At 59.1% G+C, this 22,633-nt stretch carries 19 protein-coding genes; 7 read left to right on the top strand and 12 right to left on the bottom strand.

Translation table 11 applies throughout. The features are described 5' to 3' along the window. Positions 1 to 38 precede the first annotated feature (38 nt). Positions 39 to 938 carry a LysR family transcriptional regulator gene (locus NCR35_RS23770; protein ID WP_250536369.1) on the bottom strand — a complete coding sequence of 300 codons (900 nt, stop codon included), beginning with the start codon at positions 936 to 938 and terminating at the stop codon, positions 39 to 41. A gap of 208 nt (positions 939 to 1,146) precedes the next feature. Beyond that, on the bottom strand, positions 1,147 to 1,659 hold the full coding sequence (locus NCR35_RS23765; protein ID WP_250536368.1) for a winged helix-turn-helix transcriptional regulator: 513 nt from the start codon (positions 1,657 to 1,659) through the stop codon (positions 1,147 to 1,149). 184 nt (positions 1,660 to 1,843) lie between these two features. Here NCR35_RS23765 and NCR35_RS23760 point away from each other — a divergent pair, with 184 nt between their 5' ends. After that, positions 1,844 to 2,647: an SDR family NAD(P)-dependent oxidoreductase gene (locus tag NCR35_RS23760; RefSeq protein ID WP_250536367.1), complete on the top strand. Its 804-nt coding sequence runs from the start codon at positions 1,844 to 1,846 to the stop codon at positions 2,645 to 2,647. A 929-nt stretch (positions 2,648 to 3,576) separates the two neighbouring features. On the opposite strand, the gene NCR35_RS23755 is transcribed toward NCR35_RS23760, so the two are convergent. Then, the gene (locus NCR35_RS23755) at positions 3,577 to 4,578 is read right to left on the bottom strand and encodes a LysR family transcriptional regulator (protein ID WP_250536366.1); all 1,002 of its coding nucleotides are present in this window, start codon (positions 4,576 to 4,578) and stop codon (positions 3,577 to 3,579) included. On the opposite strand from NCR35_RS23755, the gene NCR35_RS23750 reads away from it, so the two are divergent. Beyond that, positions 4,555 to 5,511, top strand: a complete 957-nt coding sequence (locus tag NCR35_RS23750) for an alpha/beta hydrolase (protein ID WP_250536365.1) — start codon at positions 4,555 to 4,557, stop codon at positions 5,509 to 5,511. The genes NCR35_RS23755 and NCR35_RS23750 overlap by 24 nt on opposite strands. Positions 5,512 to 5,734: 223 nt before the next feature. Then, positions 5,735 to 6,301 (top strand): TetR/AcrR family transcriptional regulator, encoded by a 567-nt coding sequence (locus NCR35_RS23745; RefSeq protein WP_250536364.1) that lies wholly within the window; start codon positions 5,735 to 5,737, stop codon positions 6,299 to 6,301. 17 nt (positions 6,302 to 6,318) lie between these two features. On the opposite strand, the gene NCR35_RS23740 is transcribed toward NCR35_RS23745, so the two are convergent. The 9 genes from NCR35_RS23740 to NCR35_RS23700 form a co-directional block, all read right to left on the bottom strand. Next, positions 6,319 to 7,797, bottom strand: a complete 1,479-nt coding sequence (locus NCR35_RS23740; RefSeq protein WP_250536539.1) for an efflux transporter outer membrane subunit — start codon at positions 7,795 to 7,797, stop codon at positions 6,319 to 6,321. Positions 7,798 to 7,820: 23 nt separating this feature from the next. Then, positions 7,821 to 10,967, bottom strand: coding sequence for an efflux RND transporter permease subunit (locus tag NCR35_RS23735; protein ID WP_250536363.1), 3,147 nt, complete (start codon positions 10,965 to 10,967; stop codon positions 7,821 to 7,823). A 10-nt stretch (positions 10,968 to 10,977) separates the two neighbouring features. After that, positions 10,978 to 12,201: an efflux RND transporter periplasmic adaptor subunit gene (locus NCR35_RS23730; protein ID WP_250536362.1), complete on the bottom strand. Its 1,224-nt coding sequence runs from the start codon at positions 12,199 to 12,201 to the stop codon at positions 10,978 to 10,980. A 1,476-nt stretch (positions 12,202 to 13,677) separates the two neighbouring features. Beyond that, complete coding sequence (locus tag NCR35_RS23725) at positions 13,678 to 14,862, bottom strand: thiolase family protein (RefSeq protein ID WP_250536361.1); 1,185 nt, start codon at positions 14,860 to 14,862, stop codon at positions 13,678 to 13,680. 189 nt (positions 14,863 to 15,051) lie between these two features. Continuing rightward, positions 15,052 to 15,474: a MarR family winged helix-turn-helix transcriptional regulator gene (locus tag NCR35_RS23720; RefSeq protein WP_250536360.1), complete on the bottom strand. Its 423-nt coding sequence runs from the start codon at positions 15,472 to 15,474 to the stop codon at positions 15,052 to 15,054. A gap of 197 nt (positions 15,475 to 15,671) precedes the next feature. Beyond that, positions 15,672 to 16,076 (bottom strand): winged helix-turn-helix transcriptional regulator, encoded by a 405-nt coding sequence (locus NCR35_RS23715; protein WP_035970164.1) that lies wholly within the window; start codon positions 16,074 to 16,076, stop codon positions 15,672 to 15,674. A gap of 35 nt (positions 16,077 to 16,111) precedes the next feature. Then, a complete protein-coding gene (locus tag NCR35_RS23710; RefSeq protein WP_250536359.1) occupies positions 16,112 to 17,095 on the bottom strand; it encodes a zinc-dependent alcohol dehydrogenase family protein in 984 nt (327 codons plus the stop codon). After that, a complete protein-coding gene (locus NCR35_RS23705) occupies positions 17,092 to 17,484 on the bottom strand; it encodes a hypothetical protein (protein WP_250536358.1) in 393 nt (130 codons plus the stop codon). Before NCR35_RS23705 ends, NCR35_RS23710 begins: the two co-directional genes overlap by 4 nt. A gap of 28 nt (positions 17,485 to 17,512) precedes the next feature. Next, complete coding sequence (locus NCR35_RS23700; RefSeq protein ID WP_250536357.1) at positions 17,513 to 18,640, bottom strand: oxidoreductase; 1,128 nt, start codon at positions 18,638 to 18,640, stop codon at positions 17,513 to 17,515. A 248-nt stretch (positions 18,641 to 18,888) separates the two neighbouring features. Here NCR35_RS23700 and NCR35_RS23695 point away from each other — a divergent pair, with 248 nt between their 5' ends. From NCR35_RS23695 to NCR35_RS23680, 4 genes are all read left to right on the top strand, one after another. Continuing rightward, on the top strand, positions 18,889 to 19,305 hold the full coding sequence (locus NCR35_RS23695; protein WP_250536356.1) for a MarR family winged helix-turn-helix transcriptional regulator: 417 nt from the start codon (positions 18,889 to 18,891) through the stop codon (positions 19,303 to 19,305). A gap of 123 nt (positions 19,306 to 19,428) precedes the next feature. Then, positions 19,429 to 20,445 (top strand): aldo/keto reductase, encoded by a 1,017-nt coding sequence (locus tag NCR35_RS23690; protein ID WP_250536355.1) that lies wholly within the window; start codon positions 19,429 to 19,431, stop codon positions 20,443 to 20,445. A gap of 88 nt (positions 20,446 to 20,533) precedes the next feature. Next, the gene (locus tag NCR35_RS23685; protein WP_250536354.1) at positions 20,534 to 21,889 is read left to right on the top strand and encodes a pyridoxal phosphate-dependent decarboxylase family protein; all 1,356 of its coding nucleotides are present in this window, start codon (positions 20,534 to 20,536) and stop codon (positions 21,887 to 21,889) included. A 186-nt stretch (positions 21,890 to 22,075) separates the two neighbouring features. Next, positions 22,076 to 22,498 (top strand): hypothetical protein, encoded by a 423-nt coding sequence (locus NCR35_RS23680; RefSeq protein WP_250536353.1) that lies wholly within the window; start codon positions 22,076 to 22,078, stop codon positions 22,496 to 22,498. Positions 22,499 to 22,633 lie beyond the last annotated feature (135 nt).

The raw sequence follows: 22,633 nt of genomic DNA, 5'->3' as shown, positions 1-22,633 counted from the left end.
CCAATCGGAAATAGCCAAGCAATGCATCTCGCGACCAATTACGCGGACTGAGAGCTGAAACGCACCGCATGCTCCGCGAAAGCGCGTACTTTAGCCGGTAGTAGAGCCCTGGCGCTGTAAGCGATGCGAATGTCTGTCGTCGCGTCGACCAGTTTGTACCCCGCCAGCAATCGCACTAGCCGACCCATTCTTATCTCGTCCTCGACGAGGACGCTCGGCAACACGCCTATTCCAAAACCGTTGGTCACCATTTCGCGATTGAACACCGCGCTGTTAGACGATATGTCGTGCTTGAGTTGTACAACGTAATCTTCTCCGTCGACACGAAAGGTGAGCACGGGCTTTCGAACCGAGGGAGACATCGCAACGAAGGAATGTTGGACCAAATGCGCTGGCTCGCTAAGTTCCGGGTGGCTCGCCAAGTAACCGGGACTTGCAACAAGAACTAACGGAATGCTCTCCAAACGACGGGTGACTGCAGTGTCTGTCAACAGCATGAAAGGAAGAACAATTGCAACGTCATACCCTTCGCCAGCCAAGTCAACCGGCCGCTCAGTGAGCGTCACGTCAATTCGAATGTTCGGGAACGCGAGCTTAAAGCTTGGAACTAGCGATGCATAGCGGTTCATCAAGACGGTCGTGTGCGCTACGAGACGTAAGACACCCGACACCTCGTTCCTTCTATTCGACGCTCGGTCTTCCATTGCCCGCACGTCGTCCAGGATCTTGCAGCAGTCGTCGAAAAGCCGCGCCCCGGCCTCCGTTACAGAGACATGGCGAGTAGTGCGATTAAGAAGCCGACTATCGAACCGCTTCTCAAGGTTCGCGATTGCGCGCGAGACGACTGGCGTAGTCAAACTAAGAGCATCCGCGGCCCTTGAGAAGCTGCTTGCCTCGACCACTGCGCGAAACACAGTTAGGGTAGTGAGATAGTCCATCGTTCGCGTTGCTTTATCGGGAAGAAGCCCTCGTCCGTCGCTCATTGTCCGAACATTCGCTAGAGACGTCGGTGAGCCGTATTGCTATCGATTTGCAGCAGGCGCGTCGGAGAGCGGCGCAATCGAAACGCGAAAACCGTATCGAATCTCCGTGTCCGCAGATTCGTCAGCTCCGGCGAACGACACGCCTCACGTCACAGTCACTGCTTCAGCTCTTCTCGCCCGTATTGGACGGGTGATCTTCTGAGCGCTTTGCGCTCTGCTTCCGTCGGGGAACCGTCGCCAGCGCGATTTGCACCTGCTCCGGATGCAACGCATGCCCTTCATTGTTCGTGACCCGAAGCTTGGGTAGCGGTTTCCCGAGCTGATCCGTCACACACATCCTGTTCTCGGTCGGCTCAAAACAATGGTCGCCCCCCCACTGGGAAAGCGCCACAAGAACCACATGCAGCTCCCTACCACGGTCGGTCAGAACGTAGCGGGACATTGAAGGAGAACCGCTTACCGTCTCAACGCGAAGGACCCCGCAGTCGACAAGTTTTTTCAGGCGCGCCGACAGGATGTTCTTCGCTATCCCAAGGCTTTTCTGAAATTCACTGAAGCGTTGCTTGCCCTGAAGCGCGTCGCGCACTATCAGTAGCGACCACCACTCGCCCACCACAGCGAGGGAGCGGCCAATGGGGCAAAGGCCGCTCCCTACATCAGTCTTTTGTCCTCTCATGAGGGCCTCTCAAGGTTCAAGTCGCCGCAAGAAATCGGTTGCAAAATTATACCCGTTGTTGCACGATGCGCGTTGGTAGCGAAATTAAACCTCTGATAGGTTCTGTCGCACCAGGGCGGAGTTGGACGAAATCTGTGACAACTTCGACTACTCATGAGCAAGTCACCGAACTGAAGAAGGAACCATGAGCCAAGACAATAAGGGCGTCGCGGTAGTAACGGGTGCATCAGCTGGTATTGGCGCCGTGTACGCGGCACGGCTGGCAAAACGGGGATACGATCTGCTGCTGGCCGCTCGCCGAGGCGATCGGCTCGCACGGTTGGCCGACGAGATCTCGTCAACCACCGGTCGCCGTGTCGAAACCGTCGTCGCGGACCTGCCTGTGCCAGCCGACACACGACGAGTCGAGTCCATCCTGCGCGACGATGCACGTATTACGATGCTTGTGAACAATGCCGGAGTCGCGTCAGTTACGCCGCTCATTAGCTCGGACGTAGACGCGATGAGTCGCATGATCGCGACAAACATCGATGCCCTGACCCGGCTCACCTACGCCGTCGTGCCTGCCTTCGTTCAACGCGGCTTTGGGACCGTGATTAACATATCGTCAGCGGTTGCCATTGCGCCAGAGGCTCTCAATGGCGTCTATGGCGGATCCAAAGCCTACGTGTTGGCGTTCAGTCAGTCCCTGAAGCACGAGTTGGCGGGCAAAGGAGTACGCATTCAGGTAGTTCTTCCCGGCGCAACGGCCACCGACATCTGGCCGTCGGCAGGCCTGCCTCTGGATAACCTGCCGAAGGACACGCTGATGCCGGTCGAAGCGATGGTGGACGCCGCACTCGCAGGTCTAGACAGCGGTGAATTCGTCACCATCCCTTCTCTACCCGATTACAACGACTGGCTAAGTTTCGAGAGCGCGAGGCAAACTCTTATGCCCCAGTTGTCTAAATCGGAGCCAGCGACGCGCTACGTGAAGGTCAATGCATAGCCTATCGTGACATCGCCTTGTGCAGGCAGCCGCATCTACTCCCGAAACCGCAACTGCCTGCACTATCAGAAGAAAAGCGTTGGGGTGATCGGCAGGGGCAGTGGGCCGAAATTTGGTGGACGTACACGACAACTCCAATATGCGACCGAGTGGATTTCTGGAGCCTTGATGTCCCCGGATGCATCCGTCCGATGCAGGCTCGCATCGATGTCTATCCGATGAGGACAATGGGTATCGAGTGGCGTGGATAACGACGCCCGGTACTCAAACCGAACCTCCCCGCGACAACAGACTCGCACTCTGGACCCGACCGACAAGACATCGACAATCCGATCTTGCGAGGTCCATTCCACAAAGTTCCATCTCCAACCATTTACGGCCGGTCGACCCTGGGTTGCTGAAGAGATTATTCGAATCTCGGCGGAACTGAATTGCCTCCGTAAGAACGATCCTCCCAGATTACGCCCCTATACTTCTCGATGTCATCTGAACTGAGTCATCATGCAAACTAAACTTCTCCTAGTGAAGGCGCTCGTCGCCGCTGCTTACGCAATTGACTGTAACGCAGCCTCTGCGCAGATCGAAGCATCGGGGCTTCGACAGGGTTCGACGCTAGCCGAACAATCTGGGTCAAATCAGCAGCGCACGTCGTACTCCACAAAAAGCCGTTCGAGAGCGATCGACGACGCGGAGGCCCGTAACAGGCGAGTTGTAGAGAACGTGATCGGAATCGCAGCAGCGCATTGGCGCGAGACTACCGAGACCAAGTGAGCGATCGCATTCCAGCATGAAGGCATCTCAGAACAAGTGATGTCGATGGCGCCTGCCCGTGATTGAAGGTGGCATTAGAAACCTAACGATTGGCGCGTGTCCCTACTTGAGCGGCGAGGATTGTCGATAGGTTGCCGCTAGGCCCTACAGCCGCGATCTCAGATGAACGGATCCACTCCCTCGACGGACAGCGCCCGGTCTTCGCTTCCACCGAAGGGCGCATCCTCGTGCTGCTGAATGGTTCGCCGAGTATCGAAGTTCAACAGCGGACATGACGCAAACACTGTTGCCGCCCACTCGACGAACGCCCTTACCTTGGGTGCCAGCAGACGGTTGTGAGGGAACACAGCGGCTAACGGTAGGGGACGAGGCCTCTTGTCTGCCAACACTTCGACAAGTGCGCCTGACGTCAAGTGCGGCGCCATCATGAACAGTGGCGCTTGGATCAGGCCAACGCCTTGAATCCCGCAGGCAACATAGGCGTCCGCATCGTTGATTGCAGTCGTACTCCTCATCTTTACCTCCTTCTCGACTCCAGATTCGACGAACTTGAAATCGTGCACCCGCCCAGTGCGGCCGGAAAAATAGTGGACCGCTTCATGAACGTTCAGCTCGGACAGCGTCCGTGGATAGCCATGTGCTGCGAGGTACTTTGGGCTGGCTGCCGTCGCAACTGTCAAGCGCCCAAGCTGCCTCGCAACTAGCGTCGAATCCTCTAACGCACCTACCCGCAACGCGCAATCCACGCCCTCCTCCACGAGATCGACTCGCCTGTCGCCCAAGCCGATCATCAATTCGACTTCGGGAAACTGTGCCCTAAAGTCAGACAGCCTAGGCATCAAAACAAGATGACCGAGTGAAGGCGGCATATCGATACGAAGTTTGCCGCGCAGCGACTTGCCCGAACGAGTAAGAGCACTCTCGACTTCCTCGAGTTCAGCAAGTAGTCGTATGCAACGTTCGTAATAATCCGCGCCTTCAGGCGTTAGATTCAGGCGGCGAGTGGTTCGCTGCAACAGTCGGACCTGTAAGTGAGCCTCGAGACTCTTGATGATGTTCGTGGCGGATCCCGGAGGAAGGTTGAACGAAGCTGCTGCACGCGAGAAGCTGTTCATCTCTACCACGCGGGTGAACAGATGCATTGCCTGAAATCGATCCATGAAATATGCGCCAATACGTCGGCCGACAGCGGGCATAGCTGCCGGCGCGTGGATTATTGGAAAAAGCGTGAAGAGACTATCTGGATTACGCTCATATACCAGCGTGCCAGTTTAGTACACAATGCGTCATCCCGGGAAGTGGAATACAGAGACTTGATGATCGAGTGGACCGAAGAGACAGTGCGGATTGACGGCTACCGCCAGCCGATCGAACTGCAATGCTACATCCCGACCGCGACCGAAGGCCCGGTGTTGATGTTTTTCCATGGGGGCGGCTTCATTTCAGGAGAAAACGAAGCAGCGCGTCTATTGGCTGGTCGCCTAGCGAGCGAATCCCGGCTACCGGTCGTCTGTGTCCGATACTCGCTTTCGCCGCAGTTTCCATTTCCTGTCGCCCTGGAGGATGGATACGCCGCCTTACAGTGGCTCGCTCGCGCTGGAACAGCAGTCTTGCCGGCCGGCGGTGATCCCGTGCTTGTCGGGCATGACGCCGGCGCTTGCTTGGTAACGGGACTTGCCGCAATGGCAAGAGATCGGGGCGGCGTCCCCAATGCTATCGCTCAGGTGTTGATTGCTCCGTTGCTCGACCCAAGCCTGACTATGTTCGATTGGTCCGCAGGTGGTTCATCTTATGAGCTGCTGGGACGATACTCGCGCAACTACAAAGCGTACCTTCCCAACCCCTCGTCAACGATGCATCCGTATGCTGCGCCACTGGAGTCGTACCGCCTCGGGCGACTCCCGCGCGCACTTATCGCGGTACCAGAAATGGATTGTCTAAGACGCGAAGCTGAGGCGTACGCAGGTCGGTTGATGAGTTCCGGAGTTCACGCTCGACTGCTTCGATACAGGGGTTGTGATCACGAGTCGATTCTCGGCGAGGCAACACTCCACAACGACATTCGTCGCTTCATCCACACCACGCATTGCTGACGGAAAAAAAGTGGTGGCGAGGCGACTGAATCCGACACGCACTGTCGAACCGATGCATTACGTTGCGTCGCTTCCAAACTCGAATGCAAGATGCCTCGTCGCGCCGGAAAACCACGGGTCGCCTATGGACAAACCCGTGGCGTCGCCAAAGAGTCTTCGATCGAAGGCTGGGAAGCCCTGAATCTGGATTATGGTAACCTACCAGAATCGAAAAGGGACTCATATGGGACATTCTCAGGCAGAGAAAGCGATAACCCACGCTAAGATTGTCGCGATCGCATCACAACGCTTCAGGCAAAAAGGCCTCGAGGGAATCAGCTTAGCTGACATCATGTCCGAGGCCGGGCTAACTGTCGGCGGCTTCTACAAGCACTTTCCAACTCGCGATGCCCTCGTCGTCGACGCCCTACAACACGCCTTCTCGGAATTGGATGCGTGGGAGGAGGTCGCGAAAGGAGACCTCAAGGCCGCGATCCGCAGTTATCTTTCGTCAGCGCATCGCGACGACGTTATCAGAGGATGCGCGTTGTCCTCGCTTGCAAACGACGTCTCGCGCGCGCACCCCGATGCGAAGGTCGCATTCGAAAGACGATTAAGGCACATTTTGACGATGCTCGAAGCGCTCATTGCATCTGATAGTAAGAAAAGTCGACGTCGGAAAGCCATTGTGTTGTTTAGCGCTTGTGTAGGGGCGCTGTCCTTATCGCGCGGTGTTAGCGACGATAAATTTTCGAGGGAACTCCTCGACGCCACTGTGGATGAACTCCTCGATCTGTATGTTCCCGTCTGAAAGCTAGAGTCGCCGACTCAGTTATTCGCCTGTGCCAATGGCTGCACCGCTTCACTGTTCCCATCCATGGTCCAGCCACCACCCAACGAGCGGAACGCCGTCACGGCGGCGCGCGCGACGTCCGCCCGAGACGCGTCGAGCCCATCGCGTGCAGTCAGCAATTGGCGGTCGGCGTCGAGAACGTCCGTTAGCGTGATGGAGCCCGCTTTATATGCTAGCTGCGACAGATCACGTGCACGGGTCAATGCCTGCACCTCCTGTTCCAGTTCGGCTCGATAGCTTTCGGCCTCCATGAGGGACACGAATGCGTCTTCAACATCTTGCGCTGCGCGCAACACGGTTTGCCGGTATTTGGCTAGAGCCTCAGCGTTCGCGCCTTTTGCTGCCCTTACTTCTGCGTCCACTTTGCCGAAATCAAAAAGGCGCCAGCGGAGACCCCCGGTAATTGCGGCTTGAAACGCTCGCCCAGTGAATAGCTGGTGTGCATTGACGCTGTCGAAACCTAGCAACCCAGAAAGCGAGATTTTCGGATAGTAGTCGGAAATCGCAGCGCCAATCCGTTCGCTGGACGCGCCGAGTCTGCGTTCAGCAGCGATGATGTCGGGGCGCCGGCGAAGCACTTCCGTCGGAGCGTTGCTGACTTCAATCGGCGGTATCGAGGGAATAGCCGAGGGCACCGACAACGCGCTAGTGTAAGTCCCAGGCTGAACACCTAGCAGCACGTCTAGCCTGTTGAATTGTGCTGAAAGCGCTTGCCTAAGTATAGGCAGCAACGCTTTTGCTTGCGTCAACAGTGCCTCGGCTTGTGCGACTTCCCGCTCTTCGGCAGCGCCAGCGCGCTTTCTTGCGCGGACGAGGTCGAGCAATTTGCCGTCCGTCATCACCTGGTCGTTCGCTACCGCGACTCGGGCCTGAAGGCCCCGAATCTGAAGATATGCGTCCGCAATGTCGGCGGCCACCGTGATCCGGACCCCCAACCCTTCGGCTTCTGACGCCTCGAGTTCATAGCGGGCGGCGCTGGCGTCCCGTCGCAGCCCACCGGCCAGATCGATCTCCCAGCTGGCAACTGCTCCAGCGGAATATTCTCTCTGGCCGCGACTGTAACCGGGATACGCCTGCGCTAACGAGCCCAAGGAGCTCTCCGCACTCTGATGTAAGGCGGTCGCGTCGGCCTGAGCAGCAAAAGTTGGCAAGAGGTTCGCACCTGCGGCTGACGCATTCGCGCGAGCTTGCTCTACGCGAGCTAGCGCTGCCGCCATGTCCAGATTCTGGCGCAGTCCACGCTGGATCAGGTCAGCCAAGAGTGGATCGTTGAAGGCCCTCCACCAGCTGTCCAACGAAGGCGCTTCACCTTGCCGAGTTTGGGCAGCCGGTGGGACATGCACAAAATCATGCAGCCCTGGCTCTGGACGCGAATAGTCCGGTCCTACTGCGCATCCGGCAAGCGTGATCGATAACAGATGAATCGCCAACGAAAGCTCACGCCGGCACTTCATTCGGAAAGGGAGCAGATGCGAGATCATCGAGTTGTCGGTCCCTTACGCGCGAACTGCTGAATGAATACATAAAAAGCCGGAGTGAACAAGAGACCGAATCCGGTAACCCCCAACATCCCGAACAATACTGCCGTCCCAAGCGACTGACGCATCTCCGCCCCAGCGCCGGTCGCAACTGCAAGCGGGGCTACGCCAAGGATGAATGCGAGCGATGTCATGAGAATTGGCCGAAGCCGTGTGCGTGCGGCGAACACCGCGCTGTCTTGTGGGCTCACTCCTTGATCCTCTTGCTGTCTGGCGAATTCGACGATGAGAATTGCGTTCTTCGCAGCAAGCCCCACCAAGACGACGAAACCGATTTGCGCAAGTATGTCTATTGGCATGCCCCGCATAGCGAGGCCGCTCACGGATGCGAAAAGACACATAGGCACAATGAGGACAATGGCGAGCGGCAGCTTCCAACTTTCATACTGCGCCACTAGCACTAAGAATACGAACAGAGCGGCAGCCCCAAAGACGACCAGAGTCGGTGTACCTTTCAGCTGTTGCTGGTAAGCGAGGTCCGTCCACTCAAACCCGATGCCACGGGGCAGCACCTGACTGGCCAATTCTTCCATGCGTTGAAGCGCAGTACCGGTCGCCACGCCCGGTGCAGCTACGCCCTGCACCTCCGCCGCGGGGAAGAGGTTGTAACGCGGTACGCGGTATGGGATCGTGCGGTCGTGCAACTCCGCCACCGTCCCGATCGGCACCATCTCGCCGTATTCGTTGCGAGCCTTGAGACGGCTAATATCAGGCGTTGTCTGCCTGAATCGCTGATCGGCCTGTACGATCACTTGATACGTCCGCCCGAGATAGTTGAAGTCATTCACATATTGCGATCCCAGATAGACTTGCAAGGTCGAAAATACGTCAGTGGGGGTAAGGCCGACCTTTTGCGCCTTGACTCGGTCGACGTCCGCAAATACGGACGGTGCGCCGGCGTTAAACAGCGTGAACGCGCCTGCGAAGGTGGGATCGTGGTTGGCGGCGTTGACCAGGTCTCTCGCTGCTTTCACCAGCGCCTCGGAGCCGAGCCCAGCGCGATCCTCCAACATCATCTTGAACCCGCCTGCGCTACCGAGGCCTTGTACTGGCGGCGGTGGAATGGTCAGCACATACGCGTCCTTTACGACCGAGAGGCGCCTGCGCAAATCATTCAGTACTGACGTCGCGGTCATGCCCGGAACGTCGTGGTTGTACAGTGAGGGCAAGCCCGTAAAGACGGTCCCCGAGTTGGAAGCGACTGTCAACGTCGTCGCATCCAGACCAACAAACGGCGCAACGTGCTCGACACCCGGAGTTCCAAGCGATAGGTCAATCGCCTGTTTCACAACCTTCTCGGTCCGCTGCAAGGAAGAACCAGCCGGTAACTGCACGACCGTGATCAAATATCCCTGGTCCTGCTCGGGAATGAATCCCGTAGGCGTACGTAGAAACTGCACGCCTGTCAAGACAATTAGCGCAGCATAAATAGCCAGCACTACGCTCAAACCGCGCACCAGCCGCTTTGTTAGTCGACCGTATCCAAAAGATAGCCTCTCGAACAACTTGTTGAATTGCTCAAACCCGGAGCGGACGAAGCTGCGTGTCCGCTGTGAAGCTCCCCCGCCGGCGCCATGAGCGGACCCCGCGAAAAGCACTGCACAAAGGGCGGGGCTAAGGGTAAGCGAAACGAAGCATGAGATCACCGTCGAAGCTGCGATGGTAACGGCGAACTGACGGAAGAACAGGCCGGAGATGCCACTGATGAATGCAGAAGGTACGAAGACGGCGCAAAGCGTTAAAGCAATTGACAAAAGCGCGCCACCGACCTCGTCCATCGTCTTGTGAGACGCTTCTACCGATGACATTCCCATCGCGATGTTTCGTTCGACGTTTTCGACCACGACGATCGCGTCGTCGACGACGATTCCAACCGCGAGCACCAGTCCGAAGAGCGATAGGTTATTCAGCGAAACTCCGAATGCCGCGAGAACGATGAACGACCCAAGCAGCGACACGGGGATCGCGACAACCGGGATGATCGTGGCGCGCCAATTCTGCAGGAATAGGAAGACGACACCGACGACAAGCAGTACCGCAACGAAGATGGTCGTGATTACTTCTTCGACTGACTTGCCAATAAAGATGGTCGGGTCATAAATCACCTTGTATTCGACCCCCGCCGGAAATTCCCGGCTGAGATCCCGCATCTTGGCAAGCACAGCTTTCTCAACGGACAGTGAGTTAGCGCCCGGCTCAGCATAAATGAGAAGTGTCGATGCGTTACTTTTGTCCATGTATGCAGTCGAACCGTAGTCCGCAGCACCGACCTCCACCCGACCGATATCCCGGATTCGCGTAACTCGGCCCTGTGGATCACTCTTGATGACTATATCTGCGAACTCTTGCGGCGTGGATAACCGACCTTTCGCCTCAACGCCAATTTGATAGGCTGCATCGCTCCCGGTCGGCGGCTGATTAAGAACGCCTGCCGAGACCTGCAGGTTCTGCGATCGCAGCGCCGACAGCACATCCGCTGCATTGACGTTGCTGGCAGCGACCTTGTCCGGATCGATCCATACACGCATCGCGTATTCTCGCGCGCCTTGGAACTGCACGTCGCCCACGCCTTGAAGGCGAGCCAAAGCATCCTTGACGTGCAGCGTTGCGTAGTTCGAGAGATATAGCGTGTCGCGAGATTTGTCACCGGAGAACAAATGCACCGCTAAAAGTATGCTCGGAGTCGACTTCCGAACTTGAACTCCAAGGCGTTGGACGTCCTCAGGCAGACGAGGCAACGCATCCTGCACCCGGTTCTGCGTTAGCATCTGCGCGACATTGAGGTCGGTTCCAATACGAAAAGTCACGGTCACGCTCAAGCGTCCGTCTCCGGTCGACTGACTGCTCATATAGAGCATGTTCTCCACGCCGTTGATTTCCTGCTCGAGCGGTGTTGCAACGGTGCGAGCGATCGTGTCGGCTGAGGCACCGGGGTACGACGTGGTGACCTGAACGGTCGGCGGAACGATTTCCGGGTATTGGGCCACCGGCAGGACGAACATCGCCCCAATCCCAATCAGTGTTATGAAACTACTGACGACTGTCGCGAAACGCGGCCTGTCGATAAAAAAGTGGGCGATTCTCATGTTATGCCTGTCATTGGCGTTGAGCTTCGGCGCGAATCGTGCCTTCGCGCGTCGTCACCTTCGTTCCGGGAGCGGCGAATGGCAAACCGCTGATGATCACCCTGTCGTCGTCACTCAGGCCGGATGTGATGACACGAAGGCCACCATGCATTTCGCCTACCTCAACGGGCTTAGGCGATACCATCCCTGCTTTGTCGACGGTCAAGACAACGTGCTGCGATTGATCAGGGAGGACTGCTTCGTCGGGGACCAGTAACTTCGGAACAGGCGCCGTGACAGCAACTCGGACGCGAGAGAATTCGCCGGGAGTGAGGTACAGATCAGGGTTGGGAACAGTTGCCCTCGCATGTATCGTCCCGCTGGATCGATCGAGCACGTTATCGATGAAATCGAGCTTTCCGCGGCGCACGGTCTCGCTGTCAGTATCCGAATAGAGCTCGACGACATTCGACACCGGACCGTGGAGATCGCCTTGGTAACTTCGGAACTGCTTGTAGTCGGACTCGCTCATATCGAAGTCGAGATAGATAGGGTCCAAGGACACGAGCGTCCCCAACAACGTCGTCGGACTCGAGCCCGCTCGACTACCGGATACCAGATTGCCTTCTGAAACGAGGTGACGGCCCATTCTTCCGGTGAATGGCGCGACGATGCGGCAATGATCCAGGTCGAATCGAGCGTCGCGGATCTCAGCGAGCGCGGCATCTACAGAGGCCTGCGCGGCATTGAATGACGAAGTTCGCTGCTCCACGCTCTCCACGGTGCCCGCATCATTTCGCTGAAGCTCCTCGGCCCTGGCGAGTTCCTGACGAGCTAGCACTAGGCGCGCATCCGCTGTCCGCTTGTTCGCCTGCGCTTGTGCAAGACGAATTTCATAGGGGACCGGGTCGATATTGAACAACGGATCTCCCTTTCGAACGATGGCTCCATCCTTGAACAGAACCGCGGTCAGCGTTCCGCCCACCTGTGCGCGCAATTCCACTTGACTTACCGCGGAGAATTGCCCAAGGAAACCTAGACGAGATTCAACATCCTGCTTGAGGGGCCGGCTCACAGTGACTTCGTGCGCCGCGCTACCGGCCGCACCGGCCGGGGGACGGTGATTGGCGCGATAAAGATAGGCGCAGACAGCTGCCGTCACGACAAGCAGAACTGAAACTCGCACATACCTAGGCCAACGCCTTCCGGTGCGGGTGCTCACATCTTCGTACAGCGATTTGTTCTCGGTATCCACCCGTTCACCCCCAATACGTTCGATTACTTCTCACCACTTGCCCGAAATGCTTCGCCGTCGTCAGCGTCAAAGCGAGCCTTCTTTCGACTTTGTGCTGGAAACCTGTCCGCGGTTGCTCGCACTGTCTCGGGCGCCCAAAAGAAATGCGTTGCCTGAATCTCGTTGTCGATGATCGTATCCGACAAGTGGTAAGCAATTATTCACGCTAAAAGAATATTGAATTCCGTTCGCACCAGGCCGAACCGCTGACTTAGGCAACGGTGCCAACGATGCGCCCCCTGCGGTTCACGACCGTCGGCGTCAGGATTATACGCACACGCCAGAATTTCCGCGCGAGAGATCGGTCGTCTTTTTCGAACGCATCGCTGCGATCCGTTGTCCGTCTATCGCTTTTAGTCCTCAGAAGCAGGCGCAATCGACTAGGTTCGGGCAACGGCATGTGCAAACCGCCAATTCGGTCCAGCGCAGGCGTTGCCTGTGACGCTGTATCGGTCGGATCGACCGACTAACGACGCCAAACTGTCTGCCATAGAAGAGACAGTATTTAAGGGGCTGAGTGAGCGTTAGAGACTTACGACAGAGGCACGAAAGACGGGTTGACGGTAACGGTCGACTCTCGCGGCGTTCGGCACAATAGAGCAAGGTCTCGAGGGAATGTGCCTGACGATCTACGCCGGCGCAGCGTCGGCCTGTCTGATGCGGGCTCCTATCGCATACGCCGCATACCTTTATCGCAGGGACCCTGACTTATGAGTTGCTGCGCGGGGGTGTAGTCGCCTCTGCCCTAATCCATCCCGCACGAATTGCATATATCTCGTCTCGACGTCCGATAGTACGCTCAGCGTAGCGGTCTGCAATTGATAATCGTATAGGCACACCACTGCTGCAAGTGGTCCAGCCGCACGCTCACCTACAGACCAGTTACCTGTCGATCGTCCCTCGAGTGTCACAGCAACGATGGCCGCTTCGGCCGTATCGAAGATATCTTCGTCCTGGCGTCCGCATCCCTCGTCGCAAAGGAAACGACACAGGACGACAGACTGCATTAACAAGTGCGCGGATTCTTGACTTCCTTTCCCACGAAGAAGTGCGTCCAACGCGAGGTGTACCCGAAGAGCAACTTCGTTCGCCGCTGCCGCAGGCATACGGCGCTTGGTTTGATCGTGTTCTCGCATGCCTTGGCTTTCGCCGCGTAGATTACTGTCGCCGGCCGTCACATCGCTGACGGTTGACCCGCTCGCCGTGCGATCGGTCAGGCGAGCAGGACTCATTCCCTCGCGCTTTCTGCCGACGTGAGAGACAAGCATCCGAAGTGTGAATTGAATGCAACAGCGTAGGCCGCATCGGTCGATTGCATTCGGCTTGTATGACGCGCGCTAATGGATAGAAGTCACAGCCGACGACTCTTGCTCGAGCCGTTAGAACTTTCTAACAAACCATAAGTCGCCGCCGGCTGTTACCACAGCGCGCCCGTTGTCATAGAGTTTCGACCGCTAGCGCGATCCCTTGACCTCCTCCGATGCAAAGCGACACTATCCCGCGAGTCAACCCGTCACGTCGCATGGAATGGAGCAGTCGCGTGACTAGGATTGCGCCGGTGGCGCCAATTGGATGCCCGTGCGCGATAGCTCCTCCTTCGACGTTCACGAGTTCGCTATCGATACCTAGTTCGCGAATAACGGCAAGCGGCACTGCCGCGAATGCTTCGTTGATTTCGAACCGCTGCACTTCATTGAGTGCCCAGCCAACCCTGTCGGCCACCGTTCGGATTGCCGGGACGGGGCCCAGTCCGAACATGCCGGGCTCCACAGCGCTGACTGCGTACCCGGCCAAGCGGGCGAGTGGCTCAATGCCTGTTGCTTCGGCTTTTTTCCGCTCGGCGAGGACTAACGCGGCTGCTCCACTGTTCAGGCCAGGTGCATTTCCGGCAGTGATCGTACCCTCGGGCCGGAATGCCGGCTTCAGTTTGGCGAGTGCTTCTACACTCGTATCCGGCCGCGGTGCTTCATCCTGCTCGAAGACGACCACACCCTTTCTTTCTGCAACCAACACTGGAACAATTTCCTCCCGAAAAAGCCCTCGTCTCTGAGCGTTGCTGAAGCGTTGTTGTGAACGGGTTGCCCACCGATCCTGGGATTCGCGCGTCAAGTCGAACTGCGCTACCAGATCTTCTGTATGCCATCCGGAGTGCTCTCCAGAAAAAGCGTCTTCCAGACCATCGCGTAGCAAGCTGTCGTAGATCTCGGCGTGGCCCATCCGGTAGCCCCAACGGCCGCCGGCGAGGAGGAAAGGCGCCATGTCCATGTTCTCCATACCGCCGGCGACCATTGCGTCGTGAACACCAAGCCAGATCTCGTGTGCCGCTGAAACCACTGCTTGCGCCCCTGATCCACACACCCGGTTCACTGACAAGGCCGGCACTGATACCGGGATACCAGCGTTGATCGAAGCCTGACGTGCAGGATTCATTTTGTTCCCCGCCTGCACGACGTTTCCCATCACCACCCCGCCCACTTGGCCGGCGCCAAAGCCGGAGCGTGCGATCGCCTCCTTAATAGCGGTTGCGCCAAGCTCCGTTGCAGGAACCGCTCGCAACGACCCATTGAAGCTTCCGATGGCTGTGCGAACGGCAGCACAAATGACCACATCCCTTCCAAGCATTTCAATCTCCCATTTAATAGCAACGAAATGAAGGACACCTATCGGTTCTTAACCGGCGTCATTCTCGTTGGTGAGCACTTTCAAGAGACGGAGTTTGCATGGACGAAGTAGGCGAAGTCGCACGGGCGCGGCGCTGAGCGCGGCGTCCTCACCCAAGCGAGCGCGCTCACGCCCGAGCGCAATTGCGCCTTACACCGTAATGGCTCGCAGTTCCTCGCGAACCGATTCTGCACGCGCTGCTCCGAACCGCCGCTCGAACTCCGCCTGCGCCGCACGCCATGACTCCTGCGCCAGGGTGTATCTGATCTGTCCTTCGACTGTGAGGGACAGGACATGTGTGCGACCGGCTCCCGGTCCTTTACTTGCCAACACTAAGCCTTCCCTTTGCAATGGCTTCACTGCGCGCACCAAAGTGGTCCGGTCCATGACCATCTCTTCGGCAAGTTCCAGCGTCGTTACGCCCGGGTACCGGGCAATCTTCGAGATGATGGAAAACTGTGCGGTTGTCAAACCAACCGCACCTAGGTAGCGCTCGTAAAGCTGCGTGACTCGCCGAGCGGCTTGTCGCAGCACCAAGCAGTTACAGTCGTCAGGAGGCTGCTCTGTTTCCATATGCCGAGGGTAACTGTGCATACGCACTATGTCAAGGTGATTTGTTGGCGACAATCCGCCGGGAAGCATCGACCTTGGCGTCGACGCTTCAGGCGGCGAGCGCAGTGGATTACAGTCGTGGCAACTGGACGCGGATACGAAGGGGCGAGGTAGACATGACGATTCCCCGAATCAGTGGAGGAACAAATCGGCGCGGCTTAATCGCCACGATTACGGTAGTGCTCGCGCGCCTGCTTGATTTCGCCGTGACTCTGCTCGGCCCAAGCAATCAGCGTGGCTAACGGCGCCAGCATCGACTCACCGAGCGGCGATAGCCCGTATTCGACGGACGGCGGCTTAGTAGGAAATACTTTGCGGATGACTATTCCGTCTTCCTCGAGATTACGCAAGGCGTGAGTCAACGAGCGCTTAGAGATGTCGGGCACCGCACGCATCAACTCTCCAAAACGGCGCGGCCGCTCGGCAAGCGCCATCACCAGGAGCGTGCTCCATTTCTCTCCGAGGCGATCTAGCACGTCGCGCACTGGACATTGAGAGGCGATCACCGGCATGGCGAGCCAGCGTCGGTAACTATCGACGACCACATCATGGGTATCGGGCACGTTCCGTCCTGCGTGGGTAACGAAAGCCAACATCATCACACGCCAACCTTGTTCAGGGCGTCCAGATCGATCAAAACTTTCCCTCCGCGCATCGCATGGGCCACCGCATCGCGGATGTGGACTAGCGGGTAGACCGCCGCGATGGGCTGGCGGATGCCGTCTGGGCCCAACGTCTCGAGCACCGATGCGAGCACGCCCGGTATGCGCGCCGCATTCTCTTGACGGCCCTCGAAGAAACCATAAACCGCGATCTGCTTGAAGATCAGATGCTGGGCCGAGATTGCCATCGGTTCGTGGCTCGCCGCGCCATAAGCCACCAGCGTGCCCTCGGGCGACAGAATGTGTGCGAGCCGCCCCGAGGATGAGCCACCCACGCCATCGAGCGCAAGACGGACACGCAAGCCGGCAGGCAGACGGCCGGGCGACACGCTCGCGTCCTCGTCGAGCAACACGTGTTCGCAACCGGCTTGCCGTACCCGCTCGACGTCCGCTTGTCTGCGCACCAGCCCAATCGTATGAAGCCCCCGCCGCGACGCAAGGCCGGCCACGCAATGACCCAGTCCCGAGTTCGCCGCGTTGTAGACGATTGCATCGCCTGGGGCCAGGCTCACATAGTCATCGAGCAGCATCTTTACCGTCACGAGATTGATGGTGGCCATCGCCGCCTGCTGCAAGTCGACTCCATCGGGGACGGGCGTCAATTGATCGAACCTCACGACGAGTCGCTCACGCCAAGTCCGCGCCATGAACGGCACCACCACAGCGGTGCCCGGCGCTAAACCGCTAACGCCTGAACCGCAGGCGAGCACAACTCCGACGCCCTCGTTGCCCAATACTTCCGGCAGCGCGGGCCGCCAATCGTAGACGCCGAGCGCCACCATCAGGTCGCTGACATTGACCGGGGCATAGCGCATCCGCACTAACACTTCGTCGGGGCCAGGATGTGGCGGTTCGGCAATCTCATGCAGTTCGATTCCGGCGACCGGATCACCATATGAGGTCAAGCGTGCGGCTCTCACACTCCTTCTCCTGATGGCAGGAACCATGCTGGATCGCATTCGGCGCCGAGTTGTTCGCGCAGGCCGTTCGCCATCGACAGCACCGCATCGAGCGGGCTAAACGCGATATGCAGGTGCGTCACCCGTCCGTGCGCATTGCGCACCATGGATACGAGGCCCGACGCGGCGACACCGTCCACTAGCTGCGCGTCGTACTCGAAGTAGCTGCGCTCCCCCGCCGCGCCTAGAAACCGCGGCGTCTGACTGGCGTAGTGGCAAGCGCCCGCCTTGACAACGCGGGCAACCGTCTCGCGACCATGCACAGGGCAACGCAACACTGAACTGATCAGGACGACGTTCTCGTCGAGATCGTCGAGAAACGGATGGGACTTGGGTGCGGCATCGGTCATCGCGGACTTCTCCCCTGGTCGGTTCGCATCAAGCATTGCCAGCAACTTCGGCGGCGGGAACGGACAGTGCAGCGGCGGGATCGCTCGTGACGAGGCTGCCTAGCGACGCGAGATCGAAACCGCGCAAGTCCGCCAATCGCCCTTCCCGTACCTTGTTCGGCCACGTTGGATCGGTCAGCAATGCACGACCGACGGCGATCAGATCGAACTGGCCCTCGTCGATGCCTCTACGCAATGCATCGAGTCCAGCTGGGCCGGCGTTGCCGCCATTGCCCGTCAAGAGATCTGTGATGTCCGGACCGTCCAGACCCACCGACCCCACCGTCATGGCTGGCTTGCCGCTCAAACGTCGGGCCCAGCCGGCAAGGTTCAGCGGCGACGGCTCGAACGCCGGCTCCCAGAAACGACGCTGCGAGGCGTGGAAGACGTCGACACCTGCGTCCGACAGTGCGTTGAGAATAACGCCGAACTCGTAAGGGTCGCTCGCGATTTTGGCGTCGAAGGCACGTTGCTTGAATTGTGATATCCGAAAAAGGATCGGGAACGACGGTCCCACCGCCCGACGCACCGCACGCACCACCTCGGCGGCAAACTTGGTGCGGGCGATCAAGCTGCCGCCCCAGCTGTCGCTGCGGGTATTGCGTCCTTCCCAAAGGAATTGGTCGATCAGGTTGCCGTTCGCGCCGTGAACTTCCACGGCATCGAATCCCAGGGCGCGTGCCGTGGCCGCCGCTTCGCCGAAGGCCGTGATCGTGTTCTCGATATCGGCCACGGTCATGCTGTTAGGCTCGTCGTTCGGCACCGCCGACGCTCCCATCAGCGCCGGATCGCGCAACGCACCCGCATGATGCAATTGCGCTGCGATCTTGCCGCCTTCATCGTGCACTGCCTTGACGACCGATGACCATCCCGCGCGTGCCTCGGCAGTGTGAAAGACCGGAATGCCCTGCACCTCGGCAGCAGCGGCGCGTTGCACCGCGACGGCTTCGGTGATGATGAGGCCGACGCCGCCGGCCGCGCGGGCGCGGTAATAAGCGAGCACATCGTCGCCGGGCACTCCGCCGGTGCAGAACCCGCGCGTCATTGCCGACATCACGATGCGATTCGGGATAGTCAGTGCATGAATCGTGAACGGAGTGAAAAGAACGTCGCTCATAAGCTTCCCTTGGTCATCCAATGAATGTGAACTCAAGACCGACTCCGACGTCGTTCCGGGGATCGACAGTGCGGTTCGGCCGGGTGTCTTGCCTCAAGACATGGTCTCAACTCGATACCTCCGCAGCTTAAGTCGCTATGTGACGATTGCCAAGAAGGCAGATCGGTTGCTTCTGGTAACGTCGTTTGCACCTAGTACGTTGCACGCGACGATTGCCTCGAAGAAATTGCGGGTATATACTCGCGTTCATGAAAACGCCTTGTTTATGCACCGACCTTCGCCGCGCCTCCCGAAAATTGACTGAGGCGTACGACGCGGCGCTTGCGTCGTTCGAAATCAACATTGCTCAGTACTTTCTAATGCGAACCATCGCCGATCACCAACCGGTCAGTCTGACCCAGTTGGGCGCGCTCGTCGATCTCGACCGCTCGACGATCGGCCGAAACGTGAAGGTTCTCGAAAGTCGCGAGCTGACGCATATCGGCATTGATCCCGGCGACCAGCGGGAGCGCGTCGTGTCGCTTACCTCGGACGGCAAAGCGTTGCTGCGTCGCGCTACGCCGGCCTGGGATCGCTGCCAGGTCTCGGTGCGCGAGAAGATTGGGCTCAAAAAGGTTGAAGCCCTTCGTTCGATGCTTGCAGAGTTGGGCGAGGCAATCACTTAGGCGCACGCTTCGAAGCCGTACAAACGCGGGAAGGGCCGGACACCCTTGGCCGACCACGCTGAAGTAGTTCAGCATCCATTGCGGGTATATACCCGCATCATCCGTTTCCTCAGGGAGTTGTCAATGAAATATCAGAGTTTTGGGCGTACTGGCGTGCGCGTATCGCAGATCGTTCTCGGTACGGCCAACTTTGGCACGCGCTGGGGCCACGGAGCGGATGAGGCGCAGAGCGCCTCCCTCTTCCAGACTTATGCTGAAGCAGGAGGCAATTTCATTGATACGGCCGACGTCTATCAATTCGGGCAATCAGAGGAGATTCTCGGCACATTGCTGCAGGGCCAGCGCGACCATTTTTTCGTCGCGAGCAAATTCTCGAGCGGCGCGAGCGCCGTCCCCGACCGTCTCGTGACCGGCAATAGCCGCAAGGCAATGGTCGCGTCGGTGGAGGCAAGCCTCAAGCGCTTGAAGACCGATCGAATCGACCTGCTGTGGGTGCACCAGCCCGACGTGTTCACACCCTCGGAGGAAATCGTGCGGGGGCTTGATGATCTTGCCCGCGCTGGCAAGATTCTCTACGCCGGCCTGTCCAACTTCCCGGCGTGGCGCCTCGCCCGCGCCGTCACGCTTGCCGAGGTTACGCGCGCGACGCCGATCGCCGCGGCGCAGTTCGAGTACAGTCTCGTGCATCGTGAACCCGAGGCCGACACGTTCGTAGCCTGCCGTGCCTTGGGCCTTGCGACGCTGACCTGGTCGCCGCTCGGCGGAGGGATGTTGACTGGAAAGTATCGCAACGGCGAATCGGGCCGACGTGAAGCGTTTGGAGGCGCCGTGTTTCAAGCCGAAGATTCGCGGCAGCGTACCGACGTGCTGGACACGGTGCTCGATATCGCTCGCGAACTCGAGGCCACGCCGGATCAAGTGGCCATCGCCTGGGTAGCGGCGCACGGGGGCCTGCCGCTTATCGGCCCCCGCTCACTTCCGCAGCTTGTCAGCAATCTGAGGGCGGTGAATCTGACGCTGAGCGCAGAGCAGCTTCAGCGATTAGACGAGGTCAGTGCGCCCCCAGCCAAGGTCGCCACGGTGGCCGCGGTATCCCACTCGAATGCGGACACCGAGCTGCCGACGATTCCCGTCGCGTGACGCACGGCGTTTTGCGCCTCTCCCACCTTGATCCTGCTTCCTCTACTACATGAGCACTTCCCTATTAGCCGCAGGCAGCATCGCCGACATGAAAGCAGGCGAAATCGCATTGATCGCCGACGCTGACCGGCGCGCGGCTCGGTATCTCGAGTCGGTCGAAACCCGGCGTGTCTTTCCTACGCCGGAGGCAATTGCAGCCTTGGCGGCATTCGAGGAGCCGCTCCCCGAACAGGGGCACTCCGCACTCGATACATTAGCGCTGCTGGACGACATGGGCTCCCCGGCAACGGTGGCGTCGAACGGGCCGCGCTATTTCGGTTTCGTTGTCGGAGCGTCGTTGCCCGGCGCGGCCGCTGCAGAGCGATTGATGCTGGCGTGGGACCAAGGCGCACCGCTCGCGATGGCGTCCCCGGTCAGTGCACGAATCGAGGCCGTGGCCAGCAACTGGCTGCTCGAGGCTCTCGACTTGCCGCGCGGCAGCGCTGTCGGCTTCGGCACATCAGCAACGGCATGCGGGCTAGGTTGCCTTGCAGCCGCACGGCGCGCCTTGCTAAAGCGGGCGGGGTGGGACCTCGACAGCAAGGGACTGTACGGTGCGCCGCAAATCCGCGTGGTGGTATCGGCACGGATTCATGTCGTGGTGCTCAAGGCATTGCGCGTGCTGGGCTTCGGAACAGAGCAGGTGATCCCAGCAATGACTGATGCGCACGGCCGCGTCGATCCCGAACGCCTGCCGGAACTCGACGCCAACACCATACTTTGTCTGCAGGCCGGCGAGGTCAACACGGGTGAGTTCGACCCGTTCGCGACGTTGATTCCAAAGGCGAAGGCGCAAGGCGCCTGGGTGCATGTCGATGGTGCCTTCGGCCTATGGGCGCGCGCTTCCCGGACGTTGCGGCATCATACGCACGGTGTCGAACTTGCGGACAGTTGGACCACCGACGGACACAAGTGGCTGAACACGCCGTACGACTGCGCAATGGCGATCTGCCGCGACCCCGACGCGCTGGCTGAGACCTTGAGCAGCGATGCTGTGTACGCCACCGGCTCGCGCTTGGCCCAGAAGAACCTTACGCTCGAGTTTTCCCGAAGGCCTCGCGGTATCAGCATTTGGGCCGCGCTCCGTACGCTGGGCCAGAACGGTGTGGCCGCGATGATCGAACGTCATTGCTCGCAGGCGACACGATTGGCGCACGGCTTGCGCGATGCCGGTTTCGAAGTACTGAATCGCGTCGTTCTCAATCAGGTGTTGGTACGGGCAAAGGACGACGCGGAGACGGCCGCGATTCGGCAAGCGGTGGAGCAGTCGGGTGAAGCCTGGTTCGGTCCGGCTGTCTGGGACGGACGTCCTGCATTCCGCCTGAGCGTATCGTCGTGGCGTACCGACGAAGCGGATATCGAGCGGACTGTCGCTCTCATCAGGAACGCACGCGACAAGGCTTGACGTCGGCAAGCGGCACCACGACTCGTGGGTGGTCGGCATGCGTGCCAGCCCTAGCCATCTTGCGCCTGGCTGCAGTAAGCCCGACTAGCCGTCGACGTACTCTCTTTGTCGGAGAAGTGACCCATGCGACGTCGATGGCTTCATCGCGTTCAAGCGATGTCCATCCTATTCCGCCCGGAGCAACCGATGTCGCGGACATTCCTGACTCGACAGCAGATCTTCGACCAAAGCGTCGCCCACCTCGTCGCCCAGCGCAGCCCGTCGCTCTTGTCGCGCGGCGGCGGGGTTCTTCGCGGAAGACGCGGCGGCTGCCCCGTCGGCGCACTGCTGCGCCCAGGCGACTATCGCACCTCGATGGAAGGCGTGCCCGTCCGCTTCGTCCTGGCCGAGCCGATGCGCATCCCCAGCTATATGGATGCGAACGTGGCGGCGTTAAAGCGCGCGCTGTTGCGAGCAAGGATCAACGCCTACTCCCAGGAAACCGTCGACCTGCTGAGCTGCCTGCAGAACGTACATGACGTATTCGAGACGGAGGAATGGCATGATCGTCTTCGCTCCATCGCAAGGCAGTTTGGCTTGTCGACGCGAAGCCTTCAACAGGCTGCATAACGCCTTGCAGTGGCACGTGGCGAAGAAGGTCGGAGAGGACATCACGGCGTTGCGCTCGCAACTGCTTTCGCAGGGCACTGTCTCGAACGACAACGTTTGCTTCCGCACGCCCGCCTCGCATCGATAAGGTCGACG

It is taken from the genome of Caballeronia sp. AZ10_KS36 (assembly GCF_023631105.1).
Taxonomy (GTDB): Bacteria; Pseudomonadota; Gammaproteobacteria; order Burkholderiales; family Burkholderiaceae; genus Caballeronia.
The sequence above is the reverse complement of the archived record's forward strand: the minus strand, read 5'-3'. Positions and strand labels throughout refer to the sequence as shown.

Excerpts from the sequence above, each read along its gene's own strand:
- NCR35_RS23770 (WP_250536369.1), bottom strand. The coding sequence starts at position 938 with ATGGACTATCTCACTACCCTAACTGTGTTTCGCGCAGTGGTCGAGGCA.
- NCR35_RS23765 (WP_250536368.1), bottom strand. The coding sequence starts at position 1,659 with ATGAGAGGACAAAAGACTGATGTAGGGAGCGGCCTTTGCCCCATTGGC.
- NCR35_RS23760 (WP_250536367.1), top strand. The coding sequence starts at position 1,844 with ATGAGCCAAGACAATAAGGGCGTCGCGGTAGTAACGGGTGCATCAGCT.
- NCR35_RS23750 (WP_250536365.1), top strand. The coding sequence starts at position 4,555 with ATGCATTGCCTGAAATCGATCCATGAAATATGCGCCAATACGTCGGCC.
- NCR35_RS23755 (WP_250536366.1), bottom strand. The coding sequence starts at position 4,578 with ATGGATCGATTTCAGGCAATGCATCTGTTCACCCGCGTGGTAGAGATG.
- NCR35_RS23745 (WP_250536364.1), top strand. The coding sequence starts at position 5,735 with ATGGGACATTCTCAGGCAGAGAAAGCGATAACCCACGCTAAGATTGTC.
- NCR35_RS23740 (WP_250536539.1), bottom strand. The coding sequence starts at position 7,797 with ATGAAGTGCCGGCGTGAGCTTTCGTTGGCGATTCATCTGTTATCGATC.
- NCR35_RS23735 (WP_250536363.1), bottom strand. The coding sequence starts at position 10,967 with ATGAGAATCGCCCACTTTTTTATCGACAGGCCGCGTTTCGCGACAGTC.
- NCR35_RS23725 (WP_250536361.1), bottom strand. The coding sequence starts at position 14,862 with ATGCTTGGAAGGGATGTGGTCATTTGTGCTGCCGTTCGCACAGCCATC.
- NCR35_RS23720 (WP_250536360.1), bottom strand. The coding sequence starts at position 15,474 with ATGGAAACAGAGCAGCCTCCTGACGACTGTAACTGCTTGGTGCTGCGA.
- NCR35_RS23705 (WP_250536358.1), bottom strand. The coding sequence starts at position 17,484 with ATGACCGATGCCGCACCCAAGTCCCATCCGTTTCTCGACGATCTCGAC.
- NCR35_RS23700 (WP_250536357.1), bottom strand. The coding sequence starts at position 18,640 with ATGAGCGACGTTCTTTTCACTCCGTTCACGATTCATGCACTGACTATC.
- NCR35_RS23695 (WP_250536356.1), top strand. The coding sequence starts at position 18,889 with ATGAAAACGCCTTGTTTATGCACCGACCTTCGCCGCGCCTCCCGAAAA.
- NCR35_RS23690 (WP_250536355.1), top strand. The coding sequence starts at position 19,429 with ATGAAATATCAGAGTTTTGGGCGTACTGGCGTGCGCGTATCGCAGATC.
- NCR35_RS23685 (WP_250536354.1), top strand. The coding sequence starts at position 20,534 with ATGAAAGCAGGCGAAATCGCATTGATCGCCGACGCTGACCGGCGCGCG.
- NCR35_RS23680 (WP_250536353.1), top strand. The coding sequence starts at position 22,076 with ATGTCGCGGACATTCCTGACTCGACAGCAGATCTTCGACCAAAGCGTC.